Raw genomic sequence first — 26,205 nt, forward strand, 5'->3', positions numbered from 1 at the left:
TGCTGCGGAAGTTCCAGGGTCGACCCGGACGGAGATCGGTGTGAGTGTCGACGGCGCAATGGTGGATCCGGTGAGCTCGTCCGCCGAGACAGGGCCCGACATCCACACCACAGCCGGCAAGATCGCGGACCTGCGGCGTCGCTACGACGATGCGGTGCACGCGGGGTCGGCGCGCGCCGTGGAGCGGCAGCACGCCAAGGGCAAGAAGACGGCCCGGGAGCGCATCGAGCAGCTGCTCGACGAGGGCAGCTTCATCGAGTTCGACGAGTTCGCCCGGCACCGCTCCACGAACTTCGGCATGGACGCGCAACGGCCGTTCGGTGACGGTGTCGTCACCGGCCACGGCACCGTGGACGGTCGGCCGGTGTGTGTGTTCAGCCAGGACGTCACCGTCTTCGGCGGGAGCCTCGGCGAGGTCTACGGCGAGAAGATCGTCAAGGTCCTCGACTTCGCGCTGAAGAACGGCTGTCCGGTCATCGGCATCAACGAGGGCGGCGGCGCGCGCATCCAGGAGGGCGTCGTCTCGCTCGGCCTGTACGGCGACATCTTCTACCGCAACGTCCAGGCCTCCGGGGTCATCCCGCAGATCTCCCTGGTCATGGGAGCCGCAGCCGGCGGGCACGTCTACTCCCCGGCGCTCACCGACTTCATCGTCATGGTCGACAAGACCTCGCAGATGTTCATCACCGGCCCGGACGTGGTCCGCAGCGTCACCGGCGAGAACGTCACCCTCGACGAGCTGGGCGGCGCCCAGGTGCACAGCGCCACCAGCGGCACCGCGCACTACCTGGCCGCCGACGAGGACGACGCGCTGGACTACGTCAAGGCGCTGCTGTCGTTCCTGCCCAGCAACAACCTGGACGAGCCGCCGGTCGACGCCGACGCCGAGGCTGACCTCGAGATCACCGCCGAGGACCTCGAACTCGACACCTTCATCCCCGACTCGGCCAACCAGCCGTACGACATCCGGCTCATCGTCGAGCACCTCGTGGACGACGGCGACTTCGTCGAGGTCCAGGAGCTCTTCGCGCAGAACATCGTCATCGGCTTCGGCCGCATCGAGGGCCGTCCGGTCGGCATCGTGGCCAACCAGCCGCTGCACCTGGCCGGCTGCCTGGACATCGACGCCTCCGAGAAGGCGGCCCGCTTCGTCCGCACCTGCGATGCCTTCAACATCCCGGTGCTCACTCTGGTCGACGTGCCCGGGTTCCTGCCCGGCGTCGGCCAGGAACACGCCGGCATCATCCGCCGCGGTGCCAAGCTGATCTACGCCTACGCCGAGGCCACCGTCCCGAAGATCACCATCGTGACGCGCAAGTCGTTCGGCGGCGCCTACGACGTCATGGGTTCCAAGCATCTCGGGGCCGACGTGAACCTGGCGTGGCCGACCGCGCAGATCGCCGTCATGGGGGCCCAGGGCGCGGCCAACATCCTGCACCGGCGCGCGCTGGCCGCCGCCGACGACCCGGAGACACTGCGCGCCCAGGTGATCGCCGAGTACGAGGACACCCTGGTGAACCCGTACATCGCGGCCGAGCGCGGCTACATCGACTCGGTGATCGAGCCGTCCAGGACCCGGGCCTACGTCATCCGCTCGCTGCGGGTGCTGCGCAACAAACGGCAGTCGGCCCCGCCGCGCAAGCACGGGAACATCCCGCTGTGAGCGGCTCGCACGCGACATCGGGTGCTGTGAGCGGCTCGCACGCGACATCGGGTGCTGTGAGCGGCTCGCACGCAGAGGTTCCCGCCCTGCGCATCTCGTCGTCCGCGACCGCCGAGGAGGTCGCCGCGGTGGTCGCGGTGCTGCTGCAGCTCGGCGGCGGGGAGGCCGAACCGCGCACCCCGCGCGCAGACCGGTGGGCCGCCTCGGCCCGGCCCGGTCGCCCGACCGTCCCCGGCTGGTCCGACCCACGGGCCGCCTTCGAAGGCCGTTGAGTCCGCCAGCACCAGCGCTGACGCTTGATCGACCCGCACCAGCCGCCCAGTCGTCATCGGGCCTCGGAGAGGACAACCATGCAGAAGGTCCTGATCGCCAACCGCGGTGAGATCGCGGTCCGGGTGATCCGCGCGTGCAAGGACGCCGGCTACACCTCGGTCGCCGTCTACGCCGAGCCGGACCGCGACATGCCGCACGTGAAGATGGCCGACGAGGCCTACGCGCTCGGCGGTACCACCCCCGGCGAGTCGTACCTGCGCATCGACAAGGTCATCGAGGTCGCCCAGCAGTCCGGCGCCGACGGCGTGCACCCCGGCTACGGCTTCCTGTCCGAGAACGCCGAGTTCGCCCAGGCCGTGCTGGACGCCGGGCTGACCTGGATCGGGCCGTCCCCGCAGGCCATCAGCGATCTCGGCGACAAGGTCACCGCCCGGCACATCGCCCTGCGCGCCGGTGCCCCGCTGGTCCCCGGTACCAAGGACCCGGTGTCCGGTGCCGACGAGGTGGTCGCCTTCGCCCGAGAGCACGGGGTGCCGGTGGCCATCAAGGCTGCCTTCGGTGGTGGCGGCCGTGGATTGAAGATCGCCCGCACCATCGAGGAGATCCCAGAGCTGTACGCCAGCGCCGTCCGCGAGGCGATCTCGGCGTTCGGCCGCGGCGAGTGCTTCGTCGAGCGGTACCTGGACCGCTCCCGGCACGTCGAGGCCCAGGTGCTGGCCGACCTGCACGGCAACGTCGTCGTGGTCGGCACCCGCGACTGCTCGCTGCAGCGCCGCAACCAGAAGCTGGTCGAGGAGGCCCCCGCGCCGTTCCTGACCGACGAGCAGCGGGCCACCATCCACTCCAGCGCCAAGGCCATCTGCCGTGAGGCCAAGTACTCCGGCGCGGGCACCGTCGAGTACCTGGTCGGCGCGGACGGCGTCATCTCCTTCCTCGAGGTGAACACCCGGCTGCAGGTCGAGCACCCGGTCTCCGAGGAGACCGCGGGGATCGACCTGGTGCGCGAGCAGTTCCGCATCGCCGAGGGCGAGGTGCTGCGCTTCACCGAGGATCCGACCCCACGCGGCCACGCCATCGAGTTCCGCATCAACGGCGAGGACCCGGGCCGCAACTTCCTGCCGGCCCCGGGCGCGGTGATCGCGTACCGCGAGCCGGCCGGTCCGGGCGTCCGGATGGACTCCGGCGTCGAGGCCGGCGACGTCATCGGCGGCAACTTCGACTCGCTGCTGGCCAAGCTGATCGTGTGGGGCGAGACCCGCGAGGAGGCGCTGGCCCGGTCCCGACGGGCGCTGGACGAGCTGGTCGTCGACGGGCTGGCCACCACCATCCCGTTCCACCGCGCCGTGGTCCGCGACCCCGCGTTCACCAGCGAGCCGTTCACGGTGTTCACCCGGTGGATCGAGAGCGAGTTCGACAACACCATCCCGGCGTTCACCCCGACCGGTACGCCGGAGTCCGAGGAGCAGGAGCGCCGGACCGTTGTCGTCGAGGTCGGCGGCAAGCGGCTCGAGGTCAGCATCCCGGGCGGTCTCGCCCTCGGCGGCGCCGGCGGCCGGGCCAAGGCCAAGCCCCGACGTGCCGGTGGGCGCAGCGGCGTGGTGGCCGCGTCGGGCGCATCGCTGGTCGCGCCGATGCAGGGCACCGTGGTCAAGGTCGCGGTGTCCGACGGGGACACCGTCGAGGCCGGTGACCTGATCGTCATGGTCGAGGCGATGAAGATGGAGCAGCCGCTGACCGCGCACCGCGCGGGCACGGTGAAGGGATTGAGTCTGGCTCCCGGAGACGCCGTCACCTCCGGATCGACGGTGTGCGAGATCCTCGACGGCAGCGAGTGAGTTGACCCCCGCCCGGTAGCGTGCGGGCGGGGAACAGGTGGGCTTCCGGGTCGCAGGACCCGGCCGGGAAACGGGAGGACGGACAGCGGTGGAGCACCTGGAGCTGGCGGGCGAGTTCCCGCCGGCCACCCGCGAGCAGTGGCGCACGGCGGTCGCGGCCGTGCTGCGCAAGTCCGGTGTGCCCGAGGACAAGGACCCCGAGGAGTACCTGTCCAGCCGCACCTACGACGACATCAGCATCAAGCCGCTCTACACCGCCGACGACGCCCCGACGATGTCGCCGATCGATCCGGCCGTGGCCGCCCGGCTCCGGGTGGCCACCGAGGAGGTCGTCGAGGCCGGCGGTGAGGACGACATCACCGCCCCCGGGAACGACGGTGTGGACGCGGCCGGCTGGGACATCCGCACCCACTACGCCGATCCCGACGCGGTCCGGGTCAACGAGCGGATGCTCTCCGACCTGGCCGGCGGGGCCGGCTCCGTGTGGCTCACCGTCGGCGCTGGCGGGACCGACCTGGGCGGCTTCGACCGTGCCCTGCAGGGCGTCTACCTCGACCTGATCGCGATCGTGCTCGACGCCGGTGCCGACACCGCGGCCGCCGGCCGGGCGCTGCTGGAACTCGCCGAGCGCCGTCAGGTCGCCCCGGCCGAACTGCGCGGCAGCCTGGGTGCCGACCCGGTCGCCACCCGGGCCCGCACCGGTGCCGACGTCCCCGCCGACCTGATCGCCCAGGCGTTCGCGCTCAGCCAGGGCACCGGGCTGATCCCGGTCACCGTGGACGGCACCGTGTACGCCGAGGCCGGTGGCAGCGACGCCGACGAGATCGCCGCCGCCACCGCGGCCGGGGTGCACGCCCTGCGCGCCCTGGCCGATGCCGGCGCCGAGGATCCGTTCGAGCTGGTCGACTTCCGGTTCACCGTGAACGTCGACCAGTTCGCGTCCATCGCCAAACTTCGTGCGGCACGCCGGGTCTGGGCCAGGGTGGCGGAGCTGTCCGGCGTCGCCCCGGCCGCCCAGCGGCAGCACGCGGTCACCGCGTCCACCGCGCTGACCCGGCGAGATCCGTGGGTCAACATGATGCGCACGACCGTGGCCACCTTCGCGGCCGCCGTCGGCGGTGCCCGCGCGATCACCGTGACCCCGTTCGACACGGCGCTCGGGGTGTCCGACGAGTTCGCCCGGCGGATCGCCCGCAACACCCAGGCGATCCTGCACGACGAGTCCAGCCTGGGCCGGGTGCTCGATCCGGCCGGTGGCTCCTGGTACGTCGAGTCGCTGACCGATCGGATGGCCGAGGTGGCGTGGGAGAAGTTCACCCGCCTCGAGCAGGCCGGCGGGGCGTCGGCCGCGCTGGAGTCGGGTGCGCTGGAAGCGCTGCTGGCCACCGCCCGCGTCGCTCGGGCGAAGGACATCGCCCGCCGCAAGGCCCCGATCACCGGGGTGAGCGCCTTCCCGCCGGTGACCGAGACGCTGCCGGAACGGCCCGAGGCCCCGGCGCCGATGGCCGGGGGGCTGCTGCCGAACCTGCGCTTCGCCGCGCCGTTCGAGGAGCTGCAGGATCAGGTCGAGGCGCTCGCCGCCGACGACGCCCGCCCCGCCGTGATGCTGCTGGCCCTGGGGGACGCCCGCACCGCCGCCGCGCGGGTCGGGTTCGCCACCGACCTGTTCCGGGCCGGCACCTTCGAGGTCGCCGTGGTCTCCGACGTCGAGGCTGCCGCTGCCGCTCCCGTCGTCTGCCTGTGCTCGTCCGACGCGGTCTACGCCGAGCAGGCCGCGGACGCGGTGACCCGGCTGCGGGCGGCGGGCACGGGGCAGCTCTGGCTGGCCGGCAAGGCCACCGACGAGCTGCGGGGCCTCGGGCTCGACGGGTTCGTCTTCCTCGGTTGTGATGTGCTCGAGGTGCTGTCGTCGGTGCTGGATGCGCACCGCACGGCGGGAAGCGGGGTGCGGTGATGGTGCAGATCCCTGATTTCTCCTCCGCCGGCTGGGCGGCGGATGCGGCCGACGCCTCGGCCGAGCTGCCGACGTTCTCCGGCGCGATGTGGGAGACGCCGGAGGGCATCCCGGTGTCCGGGCTGTACTCGCCCAGCGACCTGGACGATGTCGACTTCCTGCAGACCTACCCGGGCATCAAGCCGTTCCTGCGCGGTCCGTACCCGACCATGTACGTGAACCAGCCATGGACCATCCGGCAGTACGCCGGCTTCTCCACCGCGGCCGCATCGAACGCGTTCTACCGCCGCAACCTGGCCGCCGGCCAGAAGGGCCTGTCGGTCGCCTTCGACCTGCCCACCCACCGCGGGTACGACAGCGACAATCCCCGCGTGTCCGGCGATGTCGGCATGGCCGGCGTCGCCATCGACTCGATCTACGACATGCGGCAGCTGTTCGACGGGATCCCGTTGGACCGGATGAGCGTGTCGATGACCATGAACGGTGCCGTCCTGCCGGTGCTGGCCCTGTACGTCGTGGCCGCCGAGGAGCAGGGGGTGAGCCCGGAGCAGCTGGCCGGAACCATCCAGAACGACATCCTCAAGGAGTTCATGGTCCGCAACACCTACATCTACCCGCCGAAGCCGTCGATGCGGGTGATCAGCGACATCTTCGACTTCACCTCACGGCGGATGCCGAAGTTCAACTCGATCTCCATCTCCGGGTACCACATCCAGGAGGCCGGAGCCACCAACGATCTCGAGTTGGCCTACACCCTGGCCGACGGCGTGGAGTACATCCGCGCCGGGCTCGAGGCCGGCCTGGACATCGACGCGTTCGCGCCGCGACTGTCGTTCTTCTGGGCGATCGGGATGAACTTCTTCATGGAGGTCGCCAAGATGCGCGCGGCCCGGCTGCTGTGGTCGAAGCTGGTCAAGCAGTTCGATCCCAAGAGCGACAAGTCGCTCTCGCTGCGCACGCACAGCCAGACCTCGGGCTGGTCGCTCACCGCGCAGGACCCGTTCAACAACGTGGTCCGCACCTGCATCGAGGCGATGGCCGCCACCCAGGGCCACACCCAGTCGTTGCACACCAACGCCCTCGACGAGGCGATCGCGCTGCCGACCGACTTCTCGGCCCGCATCGCCCGGAACACCCAGCTGCTGCTGCAGCAGGAGTCCGGCACCACCCGGGTCATCGACCCGTGGGGCGGCAGCAACTACGTGGAGAAGCTGACCTACGACATCGCGCGCCGCGCCTGGGGTCACATCCAGGAGGTCGAGGCGGCCGGTGGCATGGCCCAGGCGATCGACGCGGGCCTGCCCAAGCTGCGCATCGAGGAGGCCGCGGCCCGCACCCAGGCCCGGATCGACTCGGGCCGGCAGCCGGTGATCGGCGTGAACAAGTACCGGCTGGACGACGAGGACGACCTCGACGTCCTGCAGATCGACAACAGTGCGGTCCGCGCGGAGCAGACCGCCAAGCTGCAGCGGCTCCGGGAGGAGCGCGACACCGAGGCGGTCGAGGCGGCGCTCGCCGCGCTGACCCGGGCCGCCGGGGCAGCCATGGAGGGCACCCGTCCTACCGACGGGTCGCAGAACCTGATGGCGCTGGCCATCGACGCGGCCCGGGCCAAGGCCACGGTCGGTGAGATCTCCAACGCCATGGAGCGGGTGTTCGACCGGCACGCCGCGCAGATCCGCACGATCAGCGGGGTCTACCGGCAGGAGGCCGGGGTGGACAGCGGTATCGAGGAGGTGCGGCAGCTCACCGAGGAGTTCGAGGCCGAGCAGGGTCGTCGCCCGCGCATCCTGGTCGCCAAGATGGGTCAGGACGGGCACGACCGCGGCCAGAAGGTGATCGCCACCGCGTTCGCCGACCTCGGCTTCGACGTGGACATCGGCCCGCTGTTCCGGACTCCCGCGGAGGTGGCCCGGCAGGCGGTGGAGGCCGACGTGCACGTCGTCGGCGTCAGCTCACTGGCCGCCGGTCACCTCACGCTCGTGCCCGAGCTGCGGGAGGCGCTGGCCGATGCCGGACGTCCGGACATCCTGATCGTGGTCGGCGGGGTGATCCCGGCGCAGGACTTCCCCGCGTTGCGGGAAGCCGGGGCGGCGGCGATCTTCCCACCCGGCACGGTCATCTCGAAGGCGGCCGCCGAACTGCTGCAGACGCTGCGCCAGCAGCTGGCCAGCACCGGCTGAGCGGATGCGCATCGATCTCGACGAGCTGGACGAAGGCCTGCTCGGCGGCCGGCGTGCAGCCATCGGCCGTGCGCTCACCCTGGTCGAATCCAGCCGGCCGGACCACCAGCAGCTGGCCGCCGACCTGCTCGGCCGGGTCCGGCCCCGGACCGGCCAGGCCGTGCGGGTCGGCATCAGCGGTGTGCCCGGCGTGGGCAAGTCGACGTTCATCGACGCCCTGGGCATGCACCTGATCGGCGCCGGGCACAAGGTGGCCGTGCTGGCCATCGACCCGTCCTCCGCCCGGACCGGCGGGTCGGTGCTCGGTGACAAGACCCGGATGTCCCGGCTGGCCGCGGCGGACGAGGCGTTCGTCCGCCCGTCGCCGACCTCCGGCACCCTCGGTGGCGTGGCCCGGGCCACCCGCGAGGCGATGCTCGTCATGGAGGCGGCCGGGTTCGACGTGGTGCTGGTCGAGACGGTCGGCGTCGGGCAGTCCGAGTACGCCGTCGCGTCGATGGTCGACTCGTTCCTGTTCCTGACCCTGGCCCGCACCGGCGACCAGTTGCAGGGCATCAAGCGCGGCATCCTCGAGCTGGCCGATGTCATCGCGGTGAACAAGGCCGACGGCCCGCACGTCCAGGACGCCAAGCTCGCCGCCCGCGAGCTGGCCGGGGCCATCCGGCTGCTGCGCGGCCCCGGCGCGCACACCAAGGTGCTCACCTGCAGCGCGTTGCACGACGGCAACATCGACGAGGTGTGGGCGGCGCTGCTGCGGCACCGCGACGGGCTGGCCCGCCGCGGTGAGCTGGAGCCGAAACGCCGGTCGCAGCAGGTGGACTGGTCCCGTGCGCTGGTCCGGGACCGGCTGCTGGCCCGGCTGGCGCTGCCGTCGGTGCGGCCGGCGGTCAAGGACGCCGAGGCCGCGGTGCTGGCCGGCGAGCTGACCGCCGAGGCGGCGGTCGAGCAGATCCTGGCCGCGGTGCACGCCACTGAGGAGCGAACGCAGCCGGCGCCGACGGTCTGACCCGAACTGTGCGGTGTCGTTCCGGTCGGGTCGGGCCCCGGTTCGGGCCGTGGCGGACGAACTCACGATCCCGCTGCTGCCCTGCCCGTCCATCGACGAGATCGCGTCCATCTCCGAGATGCTCGGTTTCGAGATCAGCGACCGGCAGCTGCGGCCGAACCCGCACGTCGCGCTGCGACGCGACGACATCAACCTGCCTGTCTCCGGATGGACGGCTCCGAGCCGGCGCAGTCGTACAGCACCTGTCTGGTCATCGAGGACGAGACCAGCGACGAGTTCGTGGAACGCATCGAGGGTTCCGCCGGGGCGCCGCTGATCGGGCGGGACCGGCCGGGTCAGGCCGCCTGCGCCGCCGCCGCGGCCAGGGCTCGCCGGAACGCCACGATGGCCGGGTGCCCGGCCCGGCCCTCCCGCACCGCCGTGTGCAGCGTGCGGTGCGGCCGGCCGGGCAGCTCGGTCAGCCGTACCGCCTCGGTGTAGGCGGGCGGGATCAGCCCGGGCAGCAGCGCCACCGCGTGGCCTGAGCTGACCAGGTGGGCCTGCAGCAGCGGGTCCGGTGTCTCGAACCGGATCCGCGGCTCGAGCCCGGCCGCGGTGATCACGTCCCGCTGCCACACCCCGGTGAGGGAGTCCAGCGGTTCCAGGGCCCACGGCGCCTCGGCCAGGTCGGGCAACCGGGTGGGCAGGTCGGCCAGCGCCCCCGCCCTCGGCGTGGCCAGCAGCATCGGGTCCCGGTGCAACGTCTCCTGGTGCGTTCCGGGCCGCACGCCGGCCGTCCGGCCCGGGTACTCCTCGCCGAGGATGACGTCGAAGTCGTGCGCGAGCAGGCCGCTGTAGGCCTCGTCCACCTCCTGGTGGGCGATCTCCACCTGCAGGTCCGGGTGCTCCTCGGCCAGCTGGGTGAGCGCGGTCGGGGCGATGGCCAGCAGCACGGTCTGGAACGAGGCGACCCGCAGCACCCCGCCCACCCGGGTCCGGGACTGGGCCAGTTCCGACTCGGCCAGCTCCAGCCGGGCGATCACCGCGTCCGCGTGCGCGGCCAGGGCCACCGCCTCGTGGGTCAGCACCACCCCACGGCCCACCCGCTGCAGCAACGGCACGCCGACCTCGCGCTCCAGCAGGGTGAGCTGCTGCGAGACCGCCGAGGGCGTGTAGTTGAGCGCCCGCGCCACCTGGGCCAGCGATCCGCGGCGGTGCAGTTCACGCAGCATCCGCAGTCTCGGCAGGTTGAGCACCGGCGTCCCCGATCGGTGAGTACAGCTGATGAGTTCAGTGCACGATCCTTCACTGGACCTTCTCGAAGGGGCAACTCAGACTGTTCCCATGAGTTCGGCTCCGTCGCAGTCCCGTCATCATCCCGGAGCGACGGCGCTCGTCCTCGGCTCGTGCATCTCGCTGCAGTTCGGTGCCGCGCTGGCCACCACGCTCTTCCCCCACCTGGGCGCCTGGGGCGTCACCACGCTGCGGCTCGGGTTCGCCGCTGTCGTGCTGCTGGTGCTGGCCCGGCCCCGGGTGCGCCGCTGGCCCGCGTCGACCTGGCGCACCGTGCTGCTCTTCGGCGTGGCCCTGGCCGGGATGAACGGGGCGTTCTACGCGGCGATCGACCGGATTCCGCTGGGCACCGCCGTGGCCATCGAGTTCCTCGGGCCGCTGGTGCTGGCCGCCGTCCTGTCCCGTCGCGGCCGCGACCTGGCCTGGGTGGGCTTGGCGCTCGTCGGGATCCTGCTGCTCGGCCTGGACAGCATCCGCCGTGACGCCTCGCTCGACCCGGTCGGTGTGCTGTGGGCACTGGTCGCTGCGGCGTTCTGGGCCGGATACATCCTGGCCAGCGCCCGGGCCGCCGGCCGGACCAGCGGGACCGGGGGCCTGGCCGTGGCCGTGGCCGTGGCCACCGTGCTGGTGCTGCCGTTCGGTGCGTCCGGAGCGGCGTTCGCCCTCGCCGACCCGTCCCTGCTGGTCGTCGCGCTGGCCACCGCGCTGCTGGCCTCGGTGATCCCGTACTCGCTGGAACTGGCCGCGCTGCGGCGTATCCCGAAGCACGTCTTCGGGGTGCTGCTCAGCCTGGAGCCGGCGGTGGCCGCGCTGGCCGGTCTGCTGCTGCTGGACCAGCACGTCGGGCCGCTGCAGCTCATCGCGATCGGGTGCGTGGTGCTGGCCAGCGCCGGGATCACCCTGGCCGGCAGCGTCCCGAAGCGCCGGCGGACGCGGGAGCGGGTCGTCGTCCCAGCCTGACGACGGTCGCGCTCAACGGACCGGCTTGCGCGGCCGACTGGTCAGCGTGAGCAGGAAGTCGTGCGCCCGGGACATGGCACTCGACCAGCGTTCCCGGCAGATCTCGTCATCGGCGTACGGCAGCACTGCCCACTCCCGCATCGACCGGCCGTTCATGACCAGGCGCTGCGCGTGACCTTCGCGGACCAGGTCGTCGATGCGTTCGTGCGGCAGCTTCACCATGAGTCGGCCGTGCGAGTCGATCATGGCGAAGAACTTGTCGTTGATGCGGAGTCCATGAGCACCGAACATCCGGCCACGCGAGGTGTCCGGACCTTCGAAGGGCTCCCCGAGTTCGTCGAACAGGGCGAGGGCGGCGACCCGGGTCGGGTCGGTGTCGGTGGGCACGCCAGCAGTGTGGCGGCCCCGGCCGGACACGCCGGAGGCCCGACACGCCCGGGCGCGTCGGGCCTCCGGGATCGTGCTCGGCCGTGGGTCAGCGGGCGGACTGGACCTCCTGCACCGCCTGCACGATCGGCAGGTCCCCGCCGACCAGGTCCAGCGACAGGTGCGCCGTGCCCGGCTCGTCCAGCAGCGCGACCAGCACCGCGGCGACGTCCTCGCGCGGGACCGGGCCCATCTCGGTCTGGGCGGCCAGCGTGACCCGGCCGGTGCCTGAGGTGTCGGTCAGGCCACCCGGCCGGACGATCGTCCAGTCCAGGTCGCGCCCGCGCAGATCCTCGTCCGCGCGCTGCTTGGCGCTGACGTAGGCGTCCCACACTTCGCCCTGCCCGGTCGGCAGTTCGGTGCGGTCGACGCCGATGGCCGAGACCATCAGGTACCGCCGCACGCCGGCCTGTTCGGCCGCGTCAGCCAGCAGCGCCGCCGCCGCCCGATCGACGGTGTCCTTGCGGGCGGCGCCGCTGTTCGGTCCGGCGCCGGCCGCGAACACCACGGCATCGGCACCGCGGACGATCCCGGCCAGCTCGTCGGCCGTGCCGGACTCCAGGTCGAAGCGCTGCGGGTGGGCGCCGACGGCGATGACGTCGGCGTCGTGCTCGGGCTTGCGGACCAGGCTCACCGCGTGGTCCTCCCGTTCGGCGAGCAGGCGGGCCAGCCGCAGGCCGATCTTGCCGTGCCCTCCGGCGATGACGACGCGCATGGTTCGGCTCCTTCCGGTCGGTGAGGTCGCGCGGCCCGGATCAGTCGGGGATGCGGTCGAACGTGTCCGGGTCCGGACCGCGCCGCCCGTTCCGGTCGAGGCCCGAGATCCGCCGGACCTGCTCGTCGGTGAGCTCGAAGTCGAACAGGCCCGCGTTCTCCCGCATGCGGGACGGGGTGCTCGACTTGGGGAACACGATGGACCCGCGCTGCAGGTGCCAGCGCAGCACCACCTGGGCCGGGGACTTGCCGACGGCCTGCGCGATCTCGACGATCGTCGCGTCGTCCAGCACGTCGCCCTGGGCGATCGGCGACCACGCCTCGGTGGCGATCCCGCGTCGGGCGTTCTCGGCGAGCAGCGCGTCCTGCGTGAAGTACGGGTGCACCTCGATCTGGTTCACCGCCGGCACCACGCTGGTCTCGTCGGTCAGCCGCTGCAGGTGGACGGGCTGGAAGTTGGACACCCCGATCGACCGGGCGCGGCCCTCGGAGTACACCTGCTCCAGCGCCTTCCAGGTGCCGACGAAGTCGCCCACGGTCGGCAGCGGCCAGTGGATGAGCATCAGGTCGACCGCGTCGGTCCGCAGCTCCTTGAGCGTCTGCTCGAACGCGGCCATGGCCTTGTCGTAGCCGTGCGCGTTGTTGTTGATCTTGCTGGTGACGAACACCTCGGCCGGGTCGACGCCCGCGTCCTCGATGCCCTGGGCCACCCCCGCCTCGTTGCCGTACATCTCGGCGGTGTCGATGTGCCGGTAGCCGACCTCGAGGGCCGCCTTCACGGCCGCGGCGGTGTCCTCGGGCTTGATCTGGAAGACGCCGAACCCGAGCTGCGGGATGGTCACGCCGTTGTTCAGGGTCACGTCGGGGATGTTCAAGGCCATGTCGACTCCTTCTCTCGCGCCTGGCTGCGTCCGGCCGTGGTCTGTCCGATGGCGGTACCCATCGGCGGACGCGTTCACCGAGCCGTGCAACCCGGCCGGTCCCGCGGAGCTTCCCGATCCGGTGAAACGTGGAATTGCCCACGAGCGGCGCCGGAGTTGTCGGACCGTGGTCGTGGACGCGGGGCATGACCGGGACGGGGGCTGGCTTGATCAACTCGGGGCTGCAAGCGTGGCCGGGTGGCTGATCGACGACGCGGCTGGGGGCCGGCGTTGCGGTACCCGTACGGCTTCGCCGTCGTGGTGTCGGTGCTGGTGGCGGCCTGCGCCGTCTCGCTCGATCTGCTGATCGGGATGAGTGACGGCAGTCCGATGGCGTTCTCGTTCCTCGCTGTGCTCCAGCCGTGGATGACGTTCCACGACGTCCGGCGCGACCGCCGCAGCGCTGCCCGACTGGGCGTGCCGGCTCGGTACCCGGCTCCGGACCGCGACCGCATCGGACTGGTGGGCATCGTTCTGGTCGGACTCGGGCTCGGCGGGTGGTGGCTGAGCCTTGCGTTCGCGCAGCAGAGCGCCTGGCGGGTCGTCCTGGCCGCGGCGATCGGTCTGGGGGTCGCCGCCGTCGCCGTCCCGGCCGTGCTCGAGCTGCGTCGCGGTCCCCGCCGGCGCGTCAGCTGAGCGCGTCGCGCAGCAGCGCGATCTCCGCCGCGCGCCCGTCCGGCCCGCTCGGCGTCTCCAGCACGACCGCCGTGCCGGCGGCGCGGACCACCTCGACGAGCAGCTCGGTCGGGATCTGGCCGTCGACCAGGGGGCCGTGCCGGTCGCGGGCGGAGTCGGCCTCGTCACGGGAGTTGTTGCAGTGCACCAGGTCGATGCGCCCGGTGATGCCGCGCAGGTCGTCGACCACGGTGGTCAGGTCCAGCCCCCCGGCCCAGGCGTGACAGGTGTCCAGGGTGACGCCGGCGCCGAACTCACCGACGGCGTCCCACAGCCGGGCCCAGGCGTCCAGCGTGCGGGCCATCGCGCGGTCGCCGCCGGCGGTGTTCTCGATGAGCACCGGGAGCCCGAAGCCACCCTCGGCCGCCTGCCGCTCGAACGTCTTGCGCCAGTTGTCCACCCCGACGGCCGGATCGTCGTCCGCCGTCACGCGCCCGCCGTGCACGATCAGGCCCTTGGCGCCCATCGCCGCGGCCGCCTTGGCGTGTGCCTGCAGCAACTTGCGGCTGGGGATGCGGATCCGGTTGTTGGTGCTGGCCACGTTCACGATGTACGGGGCGTGCACGTACACGTCGAGATCGGCCGCGGCCAGTTCGGCGGCCATCGGGTGCGGCTTCGGCGTCTTCCAACCCTGCGGATCGGCCAGGAACACCTGCACCGCGTTCGCGCCCGCGGCCTGGGCCTCCGCGACCGGATCGGCGTCGTTCTCGCGGGCACCGACGTGGACTCCGAGCACTGGGACCGTCACGGCGCAGAGGGTAGCGGGACCCGCCGACGGCCCGCCCCGCCGGAATCAACTGCGCGCAACATGCCGTCACGCAGCGAGTCGATGCGGGTGTCTCGACCAAGTCGAGCGACCCGGGCCGGCACGGCGTCACGCCGAGCCGGCCGGGCTCAGCCGAGCCCCCGGCCCACCGCGAACCCGATGGCGGCCGCCGCGATGCTCAGGATCAGCGAACCCAGCAGGTACCCGGCTCCCGCACCCCAGCGGCGTTGCTGCAGCAGGCGCACCGTCTCGAACGACGCCGTACTGAACGTCGTCCACCCGCCGCACAGCCCGGTGCCCAGCACCAGCGCCCACGAGCCCGGGACGCCCGCGGCGACCAGGCCGGTGAGCAGGCCCAGCACCAGCGAGCCGGACACGTTGATCACCGCGGTCGGCCACGGCAGCCGCCCCGGCCAGCGGGCCCGCAGCAGCCCGTCCACCACGAACCGCAGCACCGCGCCGACGCCGCCGGCCACGATGGCCAGGGCCGTCACCGGTCCACCCGCCCGCCGCGCAGCCGGGTGCCCAGCCACACGCCGGCGCCGGCCAGCAGCACGCCGATGGCCACGCTGACCAGCGCATATGCCGCCGCCACGGCCGGAGCGCCGTCGCGGAGCAGGGTGTCGATCTCGACGGCCAGGGTGGAGAAGGTGGTCAGGCCGCCGCAGAAGCCGGTCCCCAGCGCCAGCCGGATCCGCAGTCGCGCCCCCAGGTCTGCCCCGCGCCGCGCCAGCGCCTCGAGGAGCATCCCGAGCGCGAGGGCGCCGGCCAGGTTGACCACGAAGGTGCCCGTCGGCCACTGCCCCGCGCCGTGCGGCCACAGCTCGCCGGCGCCGATCCGGACCGCGGTCCCGGCCGCGCCGCCGAGCAGCACCAGCACCAGCAGGCCCGGCCGGCGCCACACCGGTCGACGGGATGCGTCCGGCTGGTCCGGGAGTTCGGGATGCGGATCGGACACCATGCCACCCTCCGCCCCGCGACCGATCGTGACCGAGGCGCTCCGCTCGGTGGCGGTGTCCGCCCTCGTCAGTCTTGCGCGACGCCTGCTGCCGGTCGGCGGTGGGACCGGTCCTCGCCGCCCGGGGCGTCGGCTGGATCGCCCCGGAGCCCGGTGGAAGGATCGCCCGCGGTGTCGACCGGCCGCGGCCGCGGACACCGCAGCGATCGCCATCACCGGCCGGACAGCTCGCGGGTACGTGCCGCGCACCTCGGCCCGATGGAACCAGCCCCGGGCCCCGGGGCGCGGACGGACGGACGTGGGAGCGCGATGAACAGCCCGAAGATCAGCCGGCTGGTGGTCGTCAACCGGGGGGAGCCGGCGGTCCGGCTGATCCGCGCGGTGCGCGAGCTCAACGCTGAACGCGGGTCCCGGATCACCGTCATCGCGCTGCACACCGCGGCCGAGAAGTCGGCGTTGTTCGTCCGGCTGGCCGACGAGGCCGTGCTGTTGCGCGACCGCGCCGTCCTCGGCGCCAGCCCGTACCTGCACCACGGCGAGCTGGAGCGCGCGCTGCGGCTGGCCCGGGCCGACGCCGTCTGGGTCGGCTGGGGCTTCGTGGCGGAGGACCCGGCCTTCGCCGAACTCTGCGCCCGGATGGGCATCACCTTCGTCGGTCCGTCCCCGGAGGCCATGCGCCGCCTCGGCGACAAGATCGAGGCCAAGCTGCTGGCCGAGGCCTCCGGCGTGCCGGTGGCGGCGTGGAGCAACGGGCCGGTCACCTCGTCCGAGGCGGCCGTCGAACACGCCGAGCGGATCGGGTACCCGCTCATCATCAAGGCCCGCAGCGGCGGTGGGGGGCGCGGCATCCGGATCGTGCTCACCCCGGACGAACTGCTGCCGGCCCTGGAGCGCGTGCAGATCGAAGCCAAGGCCACCTTCGGTGACCCGGTGGTGTTCTTCGAGCGGCTGGTCCGCGGCGGCCGGCACATCGAGGTGCAGGTCATCGCCGATCAGCACGGCACGGTGTGGACGCCGGGGGTGCGGGACTGCTCCGTGCAGCGGCGCAACCAGAAGATCATCGAGGAGTCGGCCTCGCCGGCTCTGGAACCGGCGCAGGCCGCCGATCTGGCCCGGCGGGCCGCGGCGCTGGTCGCCGCGGCCGGGTACGAGGGCGCCGGCACCGTGGAGTTCCTGTACCAGCCGCAGGAACGCAGCTTCGCGTTCCTGGAGGTGAACACCCGGCTGCAGGTCGAGCACCCGGTGACCGAGGCGACCACCGGCCTGGACCTGGTCAAACTGCAGCTGCTGGTGGCCCAGGGACACCGGCTGGAGGGGGAGCCGCCGCCGGTCAACGGGCACGCGATCGAGGCGCGGCTCAACGCCGAGGACGCGGACGAGGGCTTCGCCCCGGCCCCGGGCACGGTCGAGGTGCTGTCCGTGCCGACCGGCCCGGGGGTGCGCGTCGACACCGGCATCGCCGCCGGCGACGTCATCCCGCCGGACTACGACTCGATGGTCGCCAAGATCATCGCCTGGGGTCGCGACCGGCCCGAGGCGCTGGCCCGGCTGCGCGTCGCGCTGCGCGACACCACGGTGGTGCTGCGCGGTGGCACCACCACCAAGTCGTTCCTGCTCGAACTCCTCGATCGGCCCGAGGTCATCGACGGCACCGCCGACACCGGCTGGCTGGACCGCATCGGCGGGTTGCGCGACGCCGCGCACGCCGCCCCCGGCGCGGACGTCGCGCTGCTGTCGGTCGCCGTCGCCGCCTACCGCGACCAGGACGAACTGGCCCGGGAGTCGTTCCTGCGGTCCGCCCACGGCGGCCGGCCCCGGGCCACGCCGGCGCCGGGCCGCACGGTGGAGCTCGGCTACCAGGGCAACGCCTACTCACTGCTGGTGCTGCAGGTCAGCCCGGACCGCTACCGGGTCCGGGTCGCCGGGGAGACCGCCACGCTGGACGTGACCGTGGAACCGCTGTCGGCGTTCCAGAGCCGGCTCACCGTCGACGGCCGGCGGCACGCGGTGACCACGTCGCCGGCGGAGGGCGCCGAGCTGGTCGAGGTGGACGGCATCACCCACCGGGTGACCCGGGACGAGGGCGGCATCGTCCGGTCCTCCGCCCCGGCTGTCGTGGTCGCCGTGCCGGTCAAGGTCGGTGACGAGGTGGACGCGGGCGACACCGTCGCCGTCCTCGAGTCGATGAAGATGGAGACCGCGGTCCGCGCGCCGTATGCGGGTCGCGTCCGCGAGGTCGTCGCCACGGTGAACGCGCAGGTCGATGCGGGCGCCCCGCTGCTGCGGCTGGACCGCGCCGAGGAGGCGGGCAGCGCCCCGGCCCGGCCGCGGGTGGTGCTGGCCCCGGCCGCCGCGCCGATCGCCGACGACCACGACCCGGCCCGCGACCAGCTGGGCACGCTGCGGTCGCTGATCCTGGGCTACGACGTGCCCGGGGACGAAGCCCGGGCGCTGCTGCGCCAGTACGAGCAGCACCGCGGCACCCTCGGCGTCGGTGACCCGGCCCTCCGGGCGGCCGAGCTCGACCTGCTCACCACCTTCGCCGACCTGTGCGAGCTCTCCCGCAACCGTCCGGCCCGCTCCGAGGACCTGGCCGAGCAGGTGCACAGCCCGCGCGAGTTCTTTCACTCGTACCTGCGGTCGCTGGATGCCGACCGCGAGGGACTGCCGGCCTCGTTCCGGGCCAAGCTGCTGCGCGTCCTGGCCCACTACGGGGTGACCTCGCTGGATCCCGGCCCGGGCCTGGAGTCCGCCGTCTACCGCGTCTTCCTGGCCCTGGGCCGGGCAGCCGACCAGGTGCCGATCGTCTCCGGGCTGCTGGAACGGTGGATCACCGACCAACAGCCCCAGGGCGAGGCGCGCGAACGGGTCGGCGACGTGCTCGAGCGGCTCATCGTGGCGACCCAGCTGCGCTTCCCGGTCATCGGGGACCTGGCCCGCAACGTCCGGTTCCGGGTGTTCGACCAGCCGCTCATCGAGCAGGCCCGGCGGCGCGTCTACCGCACGGTGCGCGAACAGCTGGCCTACCTGGCCGACCGGCCCGACGCCGGGGACGCCGCCGAGCGGATGCGGGTCTTCGAGGACAGCCCGGAACCGCTGGTCGGCCTGCTCGGCGAGCAGGTGCTCACCGGCGGGCCGGAGCTGGCGCCGATGCTGGCCGGGATGACGCGGCGGTACTACAAGATCCTGCGGGTGCGGGACGTGGTGCCCGAGCAGCTGGACGGGATCCCGCTGGTCCGCGCGACCGTCACCCAGCAGGACGCCGACCTGACCGTGCTGTCGGCCGTCGTGCGGGCCGAGCGGCTGCCCGAGGACCTGCTGCTGGTGCAGCGGCGGGCGTCGGACCTGGCGTCCGACGGGAGCCTGATCACCGACCTCTACCTGGGCTGGCCCGACCGCCCGGCCGACTCCGACGAGGTCTCCGCGCGACTGCGGGAGGCGCTGGAGGCGGTGCCCGGCCTGGCCGGCGGCCGACGGGTGACCGTCACCGTGGTGCAGGCGGTCGACGAGCCGGTGGAGCAGTTCACCTTCCGGCCGGTGCCGGACGAGAGCAGTTGGTCGGCCACGCACGCCGCAGGCCCGGCGGTCCGCACCGGCGGCTCGGTCGCGCTCAGCGAGGAGACGGTGATCCGCGGGCTGCACCCGCTCATCGCGCAGCGGCTGGACCTGTGGCGGCTCAAGAACTTCGTCGGCACCCGGCTCCCGGCGCCCGACGACGTGCACCTGATCCGCTGTGTGGCCCCCGACAACCCTTCCGACGAACGGCTCGTCGCGCTGGCCGCGGTCCGCGACGTGACCCCGCTGCGGGACGCGTCCGGCGCCGTCATCGCGTTCCCGGCCGCCGAGCGGGTGCTGGCCGCCTGCCTGGACGGGATCCGCCGCGCCCAGGCGGCGCGCGGCGGCCGGGCCCGGTACGACGCCAACCGGGTGTTCCTGCACCTGTGGCCCACCCTGGAGCTGCCGCTGCGGGAGCTGGTCGGGTTCGCCCGCGGCAGCGTGCCGCTGTCCGTCGGCGCCGGGCTCGAGGAGATCACCGTGCTGGCCCGGCTGCGCGAGCGCCCCGAGCAGGCGGAACGCGCAGTGGCCCTGCGGTTCACCAACGCTGCGGGGCAGGGGCTCAAGGTCACCGTCACCGAGCCGCCGACCGAGCCGATCCAGCCGCGCGACGACTACACGCAGAAGGTGCAGCGGTCCGCCGCGCGCGGCACCGTCTACCCGTACGAGCTGATCCCGTTGCTCACCAAGGACGAGGGCAGCTTCACCGAGTACGACATCACCGACGGCGCCTTCGGTCCCGTCGAGCGCCCCTACGGTCGCAACCGCACCGGCGTCATCGCCGGTCTGGTCCGCACGCCCACCGCCCGGTACCCCGAGGGCATGGAGCGGGTGGTGCTGATGGGCGACCCGACCAGAGCGCTTGGCACCGTGGCCGTGGCCGAGTGCGAGGTGGTCGTCGCCGCCATCGATCTCGCCGAGCAGCGCGGGATCCCGGTGGAGTGGTTCGCGCTGTCCTCCGGGGCGACCATCGCGATGGACAGCGGCACCGAGAACATGGACGGGGTGGCCCGGGCCCTGCGCCGGATCATCACCTTCACCCAGGCCGGTGGCGAGATCAACGTGCTGGTGGCCGGGATCAACGTCGGCGCCCAGCCGTACTGGAACGCCGAGGCCACGATGCTGCAGCACACCAAGGGCATCCTGGTGATGACCCCGGACAGCGCCATGGTGCTGACCGGCAAGCACTCGCTCGACTACTCGGGCGGGGTGTCCGCCGAGGACAACTTCGGCATCGGCGGGTACGACCGGATCATGGGCCCGAACGGCCAGGCGCAGTACTGGGCGCCGACCATGGGTGGCGCCATCGACATCCTGTTCGCCCACTACGACCACGCCTACGTCACGCCGGGGGAGCGGTTCCCGCGCCCGGCGCCGACCACCGACGCCCGGGACCGGGACGTGCGCGAGTTCCCGCACACCCATCCGGACAGCGAGTTCACCACCGTCGGCGAGATCTTCTCGGCGGAGAAGAACAAGGACCGCAAGAAGCCGTTCGACATCCGCACGGTCATCGCCGCGGTCGTCGACGCCGATCACGCCACGCTGGAGCGGTGGGCCGGGATGGCTGAGGCCGACACCGGTGTCGTGGTCGACGCGCACCTGGGCGGACACCCGGTGACGGTCGTCGGCATCGAGTCCCGGCCGGTGGTCCGGCGCGGCGCGCTGCCGGCCGACGGCCCGGACCAGTTCACCTCCGGCACGTTGTTCCCGCGCTCGTCCAAGAAGGTGGCCCGGGCCATCAACGCGGCCAGCGGCAACCGACCGGTGGTGGTGCTGGCCAACCTGTCCGGCTTCGACGGGTCCCCGGAGTCGCTGCGGAACCTGCAGCTGGAGTACGGCGCCGAGATCGGCCGGGCCGTCGTGAACTTCGACGGCCCGATCGTGTTCTGCCTGATCTCCCGCTACCACGGCGGCGCGTTCGTGGTCTTCTCCGGAGCGCTCAACGACAACATGGAGGTGCTCGCGGTCGAGGGCTCCTACGCGTCGGTCATCGGCGGGGCGCCGGCAGCCGCGGTGGTCTTCACCCGGGACGTGAACACCCGGACCGCGGCCGACCCGCGCATCGCCGAGCTGGAGACCGCGGTGGCCGCCGCCGCCCCGCCGGACAGGGCCGGGCTGCGGGTCAAGCTCACCGAGCTCCGGGCCCAGGTCCGCAACGAGAAGATGGGTGAAGTGGCCGCCGAGTTCGAGGCCATCCACGACATGGAACGCGCCCGCCGGGTCGGCTCCGTGCATTCGATCATCGCGGCGGCCCGGCTGAGGCCCGAGCTGATCGACGCCGTGGAGCGGGGGATGGCCCGCACGCTCGAGGGGTGAGAGCCCGCCGTGTCAGGGGGTGGGACGGCTCCGGCCCGTCGGTCGAGGACCGACGGGCCGGAACGGGCAACAGGAGTGCCGTCGGAGGGAATCGAACCCTCCGCATCGCCCATGCTCGACTGCCGCGCTCGCGCGCCGTCTGCCGGTGTCGCCACCTTCGCATCCAGGGCCGGCCACCGGTTCCAACCGGATGGCCGGTCGGTTCATTCCCCGGCGTTCAGCCTCGCCGCCGCAACCGGACGTGCACGGTGTCGCCGGCGGCGTCCTTGCCGATCTGCTGACGGAGCGCCTTGCGCAGCGGGAGCCAGTGCCCGCGCTGACCGGACGGCATCAGCGTCGCCTCGAACGCCGTGCCGTCGAGCGTTCCTTCGACCTTCACCGCCTTTCCGGTGCCCAGGTGCTGCACCGATCTGGGCACGGTGAGGAAGGTGTCGAACGCGCCGTCCTTCTCCAGCGGGGCGGTGAAGGCGAGCTCGGGGTGGTCGGGGTGGTCTGTCGTCATGATGACTCCGACTCCGGACCGGAGTCGATCTCATCGGCGGGCGGGGCGGGAAGGCGCGATGGCCACCACGGTCAGGATGGCGTGGCGGACCGAGCGGCCGCTGGCCGAGATCGAGGAGTGGCTGACCGGGTCGGTGTTCGGCACGCTGCACGACTTCCGACCACCGGTTCGAACCGCCGACGCCGATGGTCCGGGACGGGCAGCCCGGCACCGAACGGGTCGCCGTCCGCCGGGGCGGCCCGTCCGGCGTCTGGCTGATCAGCGTCTGCTCTGATGGCTGGCTCACTCGTCAGGCCTCGTGCAATCGCGCGTTGTGCACCAGCACCGGCCCGGTCGAGCACACGAGGATGCCGGCGAGCGCGACCGGGTAGGACCACCAGCCCAGGCGGTCCTGCAGCCCGGACGCGCCGAAGACGAACAGCACGATGCCAACCAGTTGCACCGGCAGGAAGGCCCACGGCCGGACCACCCCGGAGGCGTCGGCCGACCACCACCACCGCAACCGCCGCCCGCGGTTGGCCCGGCCCAGCAGCAGGCCGGCGGCCAGGATGAGCAGCGCGCCCAGCACCAGGGCGGCGATCTCGATGGACGCGAACACGACCGCAGGGTCCCAGACCGCTCAGCCCGCGCCGGTGACCAGCCACCGGTCGCTCCGGTACCGCAGGCCCAGCGTGATCGCCCGGGCCAGCATGAACCAACCGGCGAACGCGATCCACAACCAGACCAGCCCGGCGGTGCCACCCGGCGGCCAGAGGATCAACGCGACCACGGCCGGGACGTACGCGGCCAGGGTCATCAGCTGGGCCCAGGCCAGGTACACCCCGTCACCGGCGCCGATGAGCACCCCGTCCAGTACGAACACCCAGCCGGCCAGCGGCTGCGTCACCGCCAGCACGACCAGACCGGCGGCGATCGCCGACCGCACCGCCGGGTCGGGGGAGAACAACGGACCGATCAGGGTGTGCAGCACCAGCAGCACCACGGTCAGCACCGCGCCCGCGGCCAGACCCCAGCGCAGCAGCAACCGGGTCAGCCGGCGCACCTCGGCCGCGTCACCGGCGCCCAGCGCCCGCCCGGTCAGCGCCTGCGCGGCGATGGCCAGGGCGTCCAGGCCCAGGGCCAGGAAGTTCCAGATGGCGGTCAGCACCTGATGGGCGGCCAGCGCGACCACGCCCTGCCGGGCCGCGACCAGGGTGGTCAGCAGCACGGCGCCCCGCAGCGCCGCGGTGCGCAGCAGCAGGGGCACGCCGGCCCGTCCGGCGCCGCGGACGTGCCCCGGGTGGAACCGCAGCGATCCGCCGGAACGGCGGGCGGACCGGTGCACCACCAGCACGAACGCCACGGCCATGCCCGTCTGGGTGACCGCGGTGCCGATCGCCGCTCCGGCCACGCCCCACCCGACGACCAGGACGAGCACCAGGTTCAGCCCGGTGTTCACCACGGCACCGGTCACCGCCACGACCAGCGGGGTGCGGGCGTCCTGGAAGCCGCGGAGCACGCCGGTCCCGGCGAGCACCAGCAACATCCCTGGCAGGCCCAGCAACGACCAGCGCAGGTAGGTGACCCCGAAGCCCGCGGCGCCGGCTTCAGCCGCTCGGCCGCCGAGCGCGTCGACCAGGAGCGGGGCCAGCGGCCAGCCGACCAGCAGCAGTCCGGCGCCGACCAGCGCGGCCAGCCACATGCCGGCCACGCCGAACTGCAGCGCGTCCCGCTCGCGACCGGCGCCCAGCGAGCGGGCCACCTGCGCCGTCGTGCCGTAGGCCAGGAACACGGCCAGCCCGACCGCGGTGCTCAACAGGACCGAGGCGATGCCGACGCCGGCCAGCTGCGCCGTCCCGAGATGGCCCACCACCGCCGCGTCGACCAGCAGGAACACCGGTTCGGCCAACAGCGCGCCGAGGGTGGGCACGGCCAGCGCGACGACCTGACGGTTGGTCGACGGGGCAGCGGGTGACGGCACCGCGTCACTGTGCCACCCGGTCGGGACCGCCCGGGGCCGATCGAAGTGCGTTCAGCTGCGGTCAGGCGGGCTCGCGCGCTCAGGCGGCGGCGGCGCGGAACGACCGGGCCACCCCGGCCAGCACCGGCGACCAGTCGCCGAGCGAGGCGCAGCCTCCGGGCACCACGTTCAGCTGCCAGTGCGGGCGGGTCTCCAGCAGCGAGCGCAGCTCGGCCAGCATCGCGCCGGACTCCTGCGCGCCGTGCCACAGCTGCACCGGCACCCGCACCGTGCGCGGGTCCGGTCCGACCGCCGCGGCGTCACCGGCGGGGACGGCCCGCAGAGCGACGCGGGCCATGCCGTGCTCGGCGAGGTCCGCGGCCACGGCGGCCCGGAAGTGGGGGTGTCGCCACCGGGCGGCGAGCGCCGCCCGGTGGCTCGGATCCAGCCGACGCAGGAGCCGTTCCCAGGCGTCCGGGCTGGTGAGATCGGTGTCGCGGGTCCCGGCGGCCAGCCAGGCGGCCAGCGGTCCGGCGACGGGACGGGCCCGGCGACCCAGCGTGCGCAGCCGGCGCGGTGACCGGTCGGCGCCGGGCAGCCGGGGCGACACCGCGGTCACCGAGACCGCCAGCGCGGGGTACCGGGCGGCGAAGGCCAGGGCGTCGACCGCGCCGGAGCCGATGCCGACAACGGCGACCCGGCCGACGGCGAGCGTCTCCACCATGCGGCGCAGGTCCTCCGCGGGCTGCGGCGTCGCCTCCGGCGCCAGCGCGTCGGACCGGCCGACGCCCGGGCGGTCGACGGCCAGGATCCGCAGGCTGTGCGGCAGCGCCGTCTCCCCGGTCGCGTCGGTGATCAGCCACGACGGCGCCAACCGGGTCGACGGGACGTCCGGCAGGAAGACGGTGGGCAGGCCCCGGGAGTTGCCGAACTCGGCCCAGGCCAGGGCCCGGCCGTCCGGCAGGCGCAGCGCGCCGTCCCGGTGATCGGCGGTGTTGTCGCTGCGCTGCATGGCCAGCAGTTCGCTGTCCAGCAGGTCCTCGTCGGAGCGGACCGTGTGCGCGTCCTGCACGTCCGGCCCGTGAAGGTCGAACTCAGGTGCTGCAGGTCCCCCCGACGCCAACCGACGGCTCATGACGCGTCCTTCGCTCACGTGCGACCGACAGCGGCGCTGCCGGCGTGGTGGTGGGTCGCCAGACAGGGCGCCACGTCCGGACGGACGTGCTTCCCCCGGGTCCTGCCTGGTGCGGTGATCAGTGCTGTGGTGGGCGCGATCTCCGGTCGTCCGCCGCGTGTGCCGACGACCGATCCGCGCCCAGTGCTAGTCATAGGGCAACGGAGTCGACCATGCGGACCCTTGATACCAACTCGTGATGTCAAGTTTCCGTCACAGAAGTGTGACCCTCCGTGGTCCAACTGGCATCACACCACCCGACCGGCGAACGGTCGTCAACATTCCGACCGCGAGTTCACCCGTTCCGGGCGTCCCGCCAGCGCAGCCACGCCGGCAGTGACGACAGGTCGTACTCGGGCCCGTCGAACCGCAGGGTGAAGAGCGAGAAGCCGAGATCGGCCAGTTCGTCCGCCTGCTGGGGTGAGGCGGCCCCGGTCGACCGTTCGATGGCCCGCGGGTCGCGTCCGGCCGCGGCGCAGTGCTCGGCCAGCACCCGCGACTTGTGGGCCAGGGTCTCGGCGTCGCCGTAGGCGTGCCAGATGTCGGCGTGCTCGGCGACCAGGCGCAGGGTCTTGCGCTCCCCGCCCCCGCCGATCAGCCAGGGCAGCGGTCCGGCAGGCGTCGGGTTCAGCGCCTGCAGCCGGGACTTGATCCGCGGCAGCGACTCGCCCAGGTACCGCAGCCGGGACCCGGCCGTGCCGAACTCGTAGCCGTACTCGTCGTAGTCCCGCTCGAACCAGCCGGCGCCCAGCCCGAGGATCAGCCGGCCCCCGCTGATGTGGTCGACGGTGCGGGCCATGTCGGCCAGCAGGTCGGGATTGCGGTACCCCACGCCGGTGACCAGCGCGCCGATCTGCACCCGCTCGGTCTGCTCGGCCCAGGCACCCAGCATGGTCCAGCACTCGAAGTGCTTGCCGTCCGGTTCCCCGGTCAGCGGGAAGAAGTGGTCCCAGTTGAACACCGCGTCGACGCCCAGATCCTCGGCTCGGAGCACCGCATCACGGATCTGCCGGTAGTCGGCGTGCTGCGGGTGCAGCTGGATGGAGATGCGGACCGGGAAGTCGGGACGGGTGACCGCGCTGTCGGAAGTCATCCCGGCAGTGTGCGCCGT

21 protein-coding genes are annotated in these 26,205 nt (G+C 72.9%); 9 read left to right on the forward strand and 12 right to left on the reverse strand.

All coding sequences use genetic code 11. The annotated features are described in order from the left end of the window. The first annotated feature begins 58 nt into the window (after window positions 1-58). From JL106_RS17420 to meaB, 6 genes are all read left to right on the forward strand, one after another. The gene (locus JL106_RS17420; protein WP_205262130.1) at window positions 59-1,663 is read left to right on the forward strand and encodes an acyl-CoA carboxylase subunit beta; all 1,605 of its coding nucleotides are present in this window, start codon (window positions 59-61) and stop codon (window positions 1,661-1,663) included. Window positions 1,664-1,719: 56 nt separating this feature from the next. Beyond that, a complete protein-coding gene (locus JL106_RS17425; RefSeq protein ID WP_205262032.1) occupies window positions 1,720-1,935 on the forward strand; it encodes an acyl-CoA carboxylase epsilon subunit in 216 nt (71 codons plus the stop codon). Between the two features lie 78 nt (window positions 1,936-2,013). Further along, on the forward strand, window positions 2,014-3,771 hold the full coding sequence (locus JL106_RS17430) for an acetyl/propionyl/methylcrotonyl-CoA carboxylase subunit alpha (protein WP_205262033.1): 1,758 nt from the start codon (window positions 2,014-2,016) through the stop codon (window positions 3,769-3,771). Between the two features lie 88 nt (window positions 3,772-3,859). Then, window positions 3,860-5,725, forward strand: coding sequence for a methylmalonyl-CoA mutase family protein (locus tag JL106_RS17435; protein ID WP_205262034.1), 1,866 nt, complete (start codon window positions 3,860-3,862; stop codon window positions 5,723-5,725). Further along, a complete protein-coding gene (scpA, locus tag JL106_RS17440; RefSeq protein WP_205262035.1) occupies window positions 5,725-7,908 on the forward strand; it encodes a methylmalonyl-CoA mutase in 2,184 nt (727 codons plus the stop codon). Before JL106_RS17435 ends, scpA begins: the two co-directional genes overlap by 1 nt. 4 nt (window positions 7,909-7,912) lie before the next feature. Then, complete coding sequence (gene meaB / locus JL106_RS17445; protein WP_205262036.1) at window positions 7,913-8,914, forward strand: methylmalonyl Co-A mutase-associated GTPase MeaB; 1,002 nt, start codon at window positions 7,913-7,915, stop codon at window positions 8,912-8,914. A gap of 335 nt (window positions 8,915-9,249) precedes the next feature. Here the strand turns inward: meaB and JL106_RS17450 are convergent, their stop codons facing one another. Continuing rightward, window positions 9,250-10,149, reverse strand: coding sequence for a LysR family transcriptional regulator (locus JL106_RS17450; protein ID WP_205262037.1), 900 nt, complete (start codon window positions 10,147-10,149; stop codon window positions 9,250-9,252). A gap of 88 nt (window positions 10,150-10,237) precedes the next feature. Between JL106_RS17450 and JL106_RS17455 the strand changes: the two genes are divergently transcribed. Continuing rightward, window positions 10,238-11,146, forward strand: a complete 909-nt coding sequence (locus JL106_RS17455) for an EamA family transporter (RefSeq protein WP_205262038.1) — start codon at window positions 10,238-10,240, stop codon at window positions 11,144-11,146. A 12-nt stretch (window positions 11,147-11,158) separates the two neighbouring features. On the opposite strand, the gene JL106_RS21235 is transcribed toward JL106_RS17455, so the two are convergent. From JL106_RS21235 to JL106_RS17470, 3 genes are all read right to left on the reverse strand, one after another. Beyond that, complete coding sequence (locus tag JL106_RS21235; RefSeq protein ID WP_205262039.1) at window positions 11,159-11,533, reverse strand: TfoX/Sxy family protein; 375 nt, start codon at window positions 11,531-11,533, stop codon at window positions 11,159-11,161. An 88-nt stretch (window positions 11,534-11,621) separates the two neighbouring features. Next, window positions 11,622-12,287, reverse strand: a complete 666-nt coding sequence (locus JL106_RS17465; protein WP_205262040.1) for an SDR family oxidoreductase — start codon at window positions 12,285-12,287, stop codon at window positions 11,622-11,624. 40 nt (window positions 12,288-12,327) lie between these two features. Beyond that, the gene (locus JL106_RS17470; protein WP_407940196.1) at window positions 12,328-13,161 is read right to left on the reverse strand and encodes an aldo/keto reductase; all 834 of its coding nucleotides are present in this window, start codon (window positions 13,159-13,161) and stop codon (window positions 12,328-12,330) included. Between the two features lie 243 nt (window positions 13,162-13,404). Here JL106_RS17470 and JL106_RS17475 point away from each other — a divergent pair, with 243 nt between their 5' ends. After that, window positions 13,405-13,842, forward strand: coding sequence for a hypothetical protein (locus JL106_RS17475; RefSeq protein WP_205262042.1), 438 nt, complete (start codon window positions 13,405-13,407; stop codon window positions 13,840-13,842). Here the strand turns inward: JL106_RS17475 and JL106_RS17480 are convergent. From JL106_RS17480 to JL106_RS17490, 3 genes are all read right to left on the reverse strand, one after another. After that, the gene (locus JL106_RS17480) at window positions 13,835-14,629 is read right to left on the reverse strand and encodes a deoxyribonuclease IV (protein WP_205262043.1); all 795 of its coding nucleotides are present in this window, start codon (window positions 14,627-14,629) and stop codon (window positions 13,835-13,837) included. The genes JL106_RS17475 and JL106_RS17480 overlap by 8 nt on opposite strands. Before the next feature lie 146 nt (window positions 14,630-14,775). Continuing rightward, window positions 14,776-15,141: a fluoride efflux transporter CrcB gene (gene crcB / locus JL106_RS17485; RefSeq protein WP_205262044.1), complete on the reverse strand. Its 366-nt coding sequence runs from the start codon at window positions 15,139-15,141 to the stop codon at window positions 14,776-14,778. Then, window positions 15,138-15,608, reverse strand: coding sequence for a fluoride efflux transporter FluC (locus JL106_RS17490; protein ID WP_205262045.1), 471 nt, complete (start codon window positions 15,606-15,608; stop codon window positions 15,138-15,140). The genes crcB and JL106_RS17490 overlap by 4 nt, the downstream gene beginning before the upstream one ends. A 306-nt stretch (window positions 15,609-15,914) precedes the next feature. Between JL106_RS17490 and JL106_RS17495 the strand changes: the two genes are divergently transcribed. Next, window positions 15,915-21,479, forward strand: coding sequence for an ATP-binding protein (locus JL106_RS17495; protein ID WP_205262046.1), 5,565 nt, complete (start codon window positions 15,915-15,917; stop codon window positions 21,477-21,479). A 217-nt stretch (window positions 21,480-21,696) separates the two neighbouring features. Here the strand turns inward: JL106_RS17495 and JL106_RS17500 are convergent, their stop codons facing one another. The 5 genes from JL106_RS17500 to JL106_RS17520 all read right to left on the reverse strand — a co-directional run bounded on the left by JL106_RS17500 (window position 21,697) and on the right by JL106_RS17520 (window position 26,187). Then, window positions 21,697-21,981: a DUF1905 domain-containing protein gene (locus JL106_RS17500; protein WP_205262047.1), complete on the reverse strand. Its 285-nt coding sequence runs from the start codon at window positions 21,979-21,981 to the stop codon at window positions 21,697-21,699. A gap of 289 nt (window positions 21,982-22,270) precedes the next feature. Continuing rightward, a complete protein-coding gene (locus JL106_RS17505; protein ID WP_205262048.1) occupies window positions 22,271-22,579 on the reverse strand; it encodes a hypothetical protein in 309 nt (102 codons plus the stop codon). A 21-nt stretch (window positions 22,580-22,600) separates the two neighbouring features. Next, window positions 22,601-23,941: an MATE family efflux transporter gene (locus JL106_RS17510; RefSeq protein WP_205262049.1), complete on the reverse strand. Its 1,341-nt coding sequence runs from the start codon at window positions 23,939-23,941 to the stop codon at window positions 22,601-22,603. A gap of 79 nt (window positions 23,942-24,020) precedes the next feature. Continuing rightward, window positions 24,021-25,055: an alpha/beta fold hydrolase gene (locus tag JL106_RS17515; RefSeq protein ID WP_205262050.1), complete on the reverse strand. Its 1,035-nt coding sequence runs from the start codon at window positions 25,053-25,055 to the stop codon at window positions 24,021-24,023. 334 nt (window positions 25,056-25,389) lie between these two features. Then, on the reverse strand, window positions 25,390-26,187 hold the full coding sequence (locus JL106_RS17520; RefSeq protein ID WP_205262051.1) for an LLM class F420-dependent oxidoreductase: 798 nt from the start codon (window positions 26,185-26,187) through the stop codon (window positions 25,390-25,392). Window positions 26,188-26,205: the final 18 nt, after the last annotated feature.

This window comes from Nakamurella leprariae (assembly GCF_016918035.1).
In the GTDB taxonomy this organism is placed as follows: domain Bacteria; phylum Actinomycetota; class Actinomycetes; order Mycobacteriales; family Nakamurellaceae; genus Nakamurella; species Nakamurella leprariae.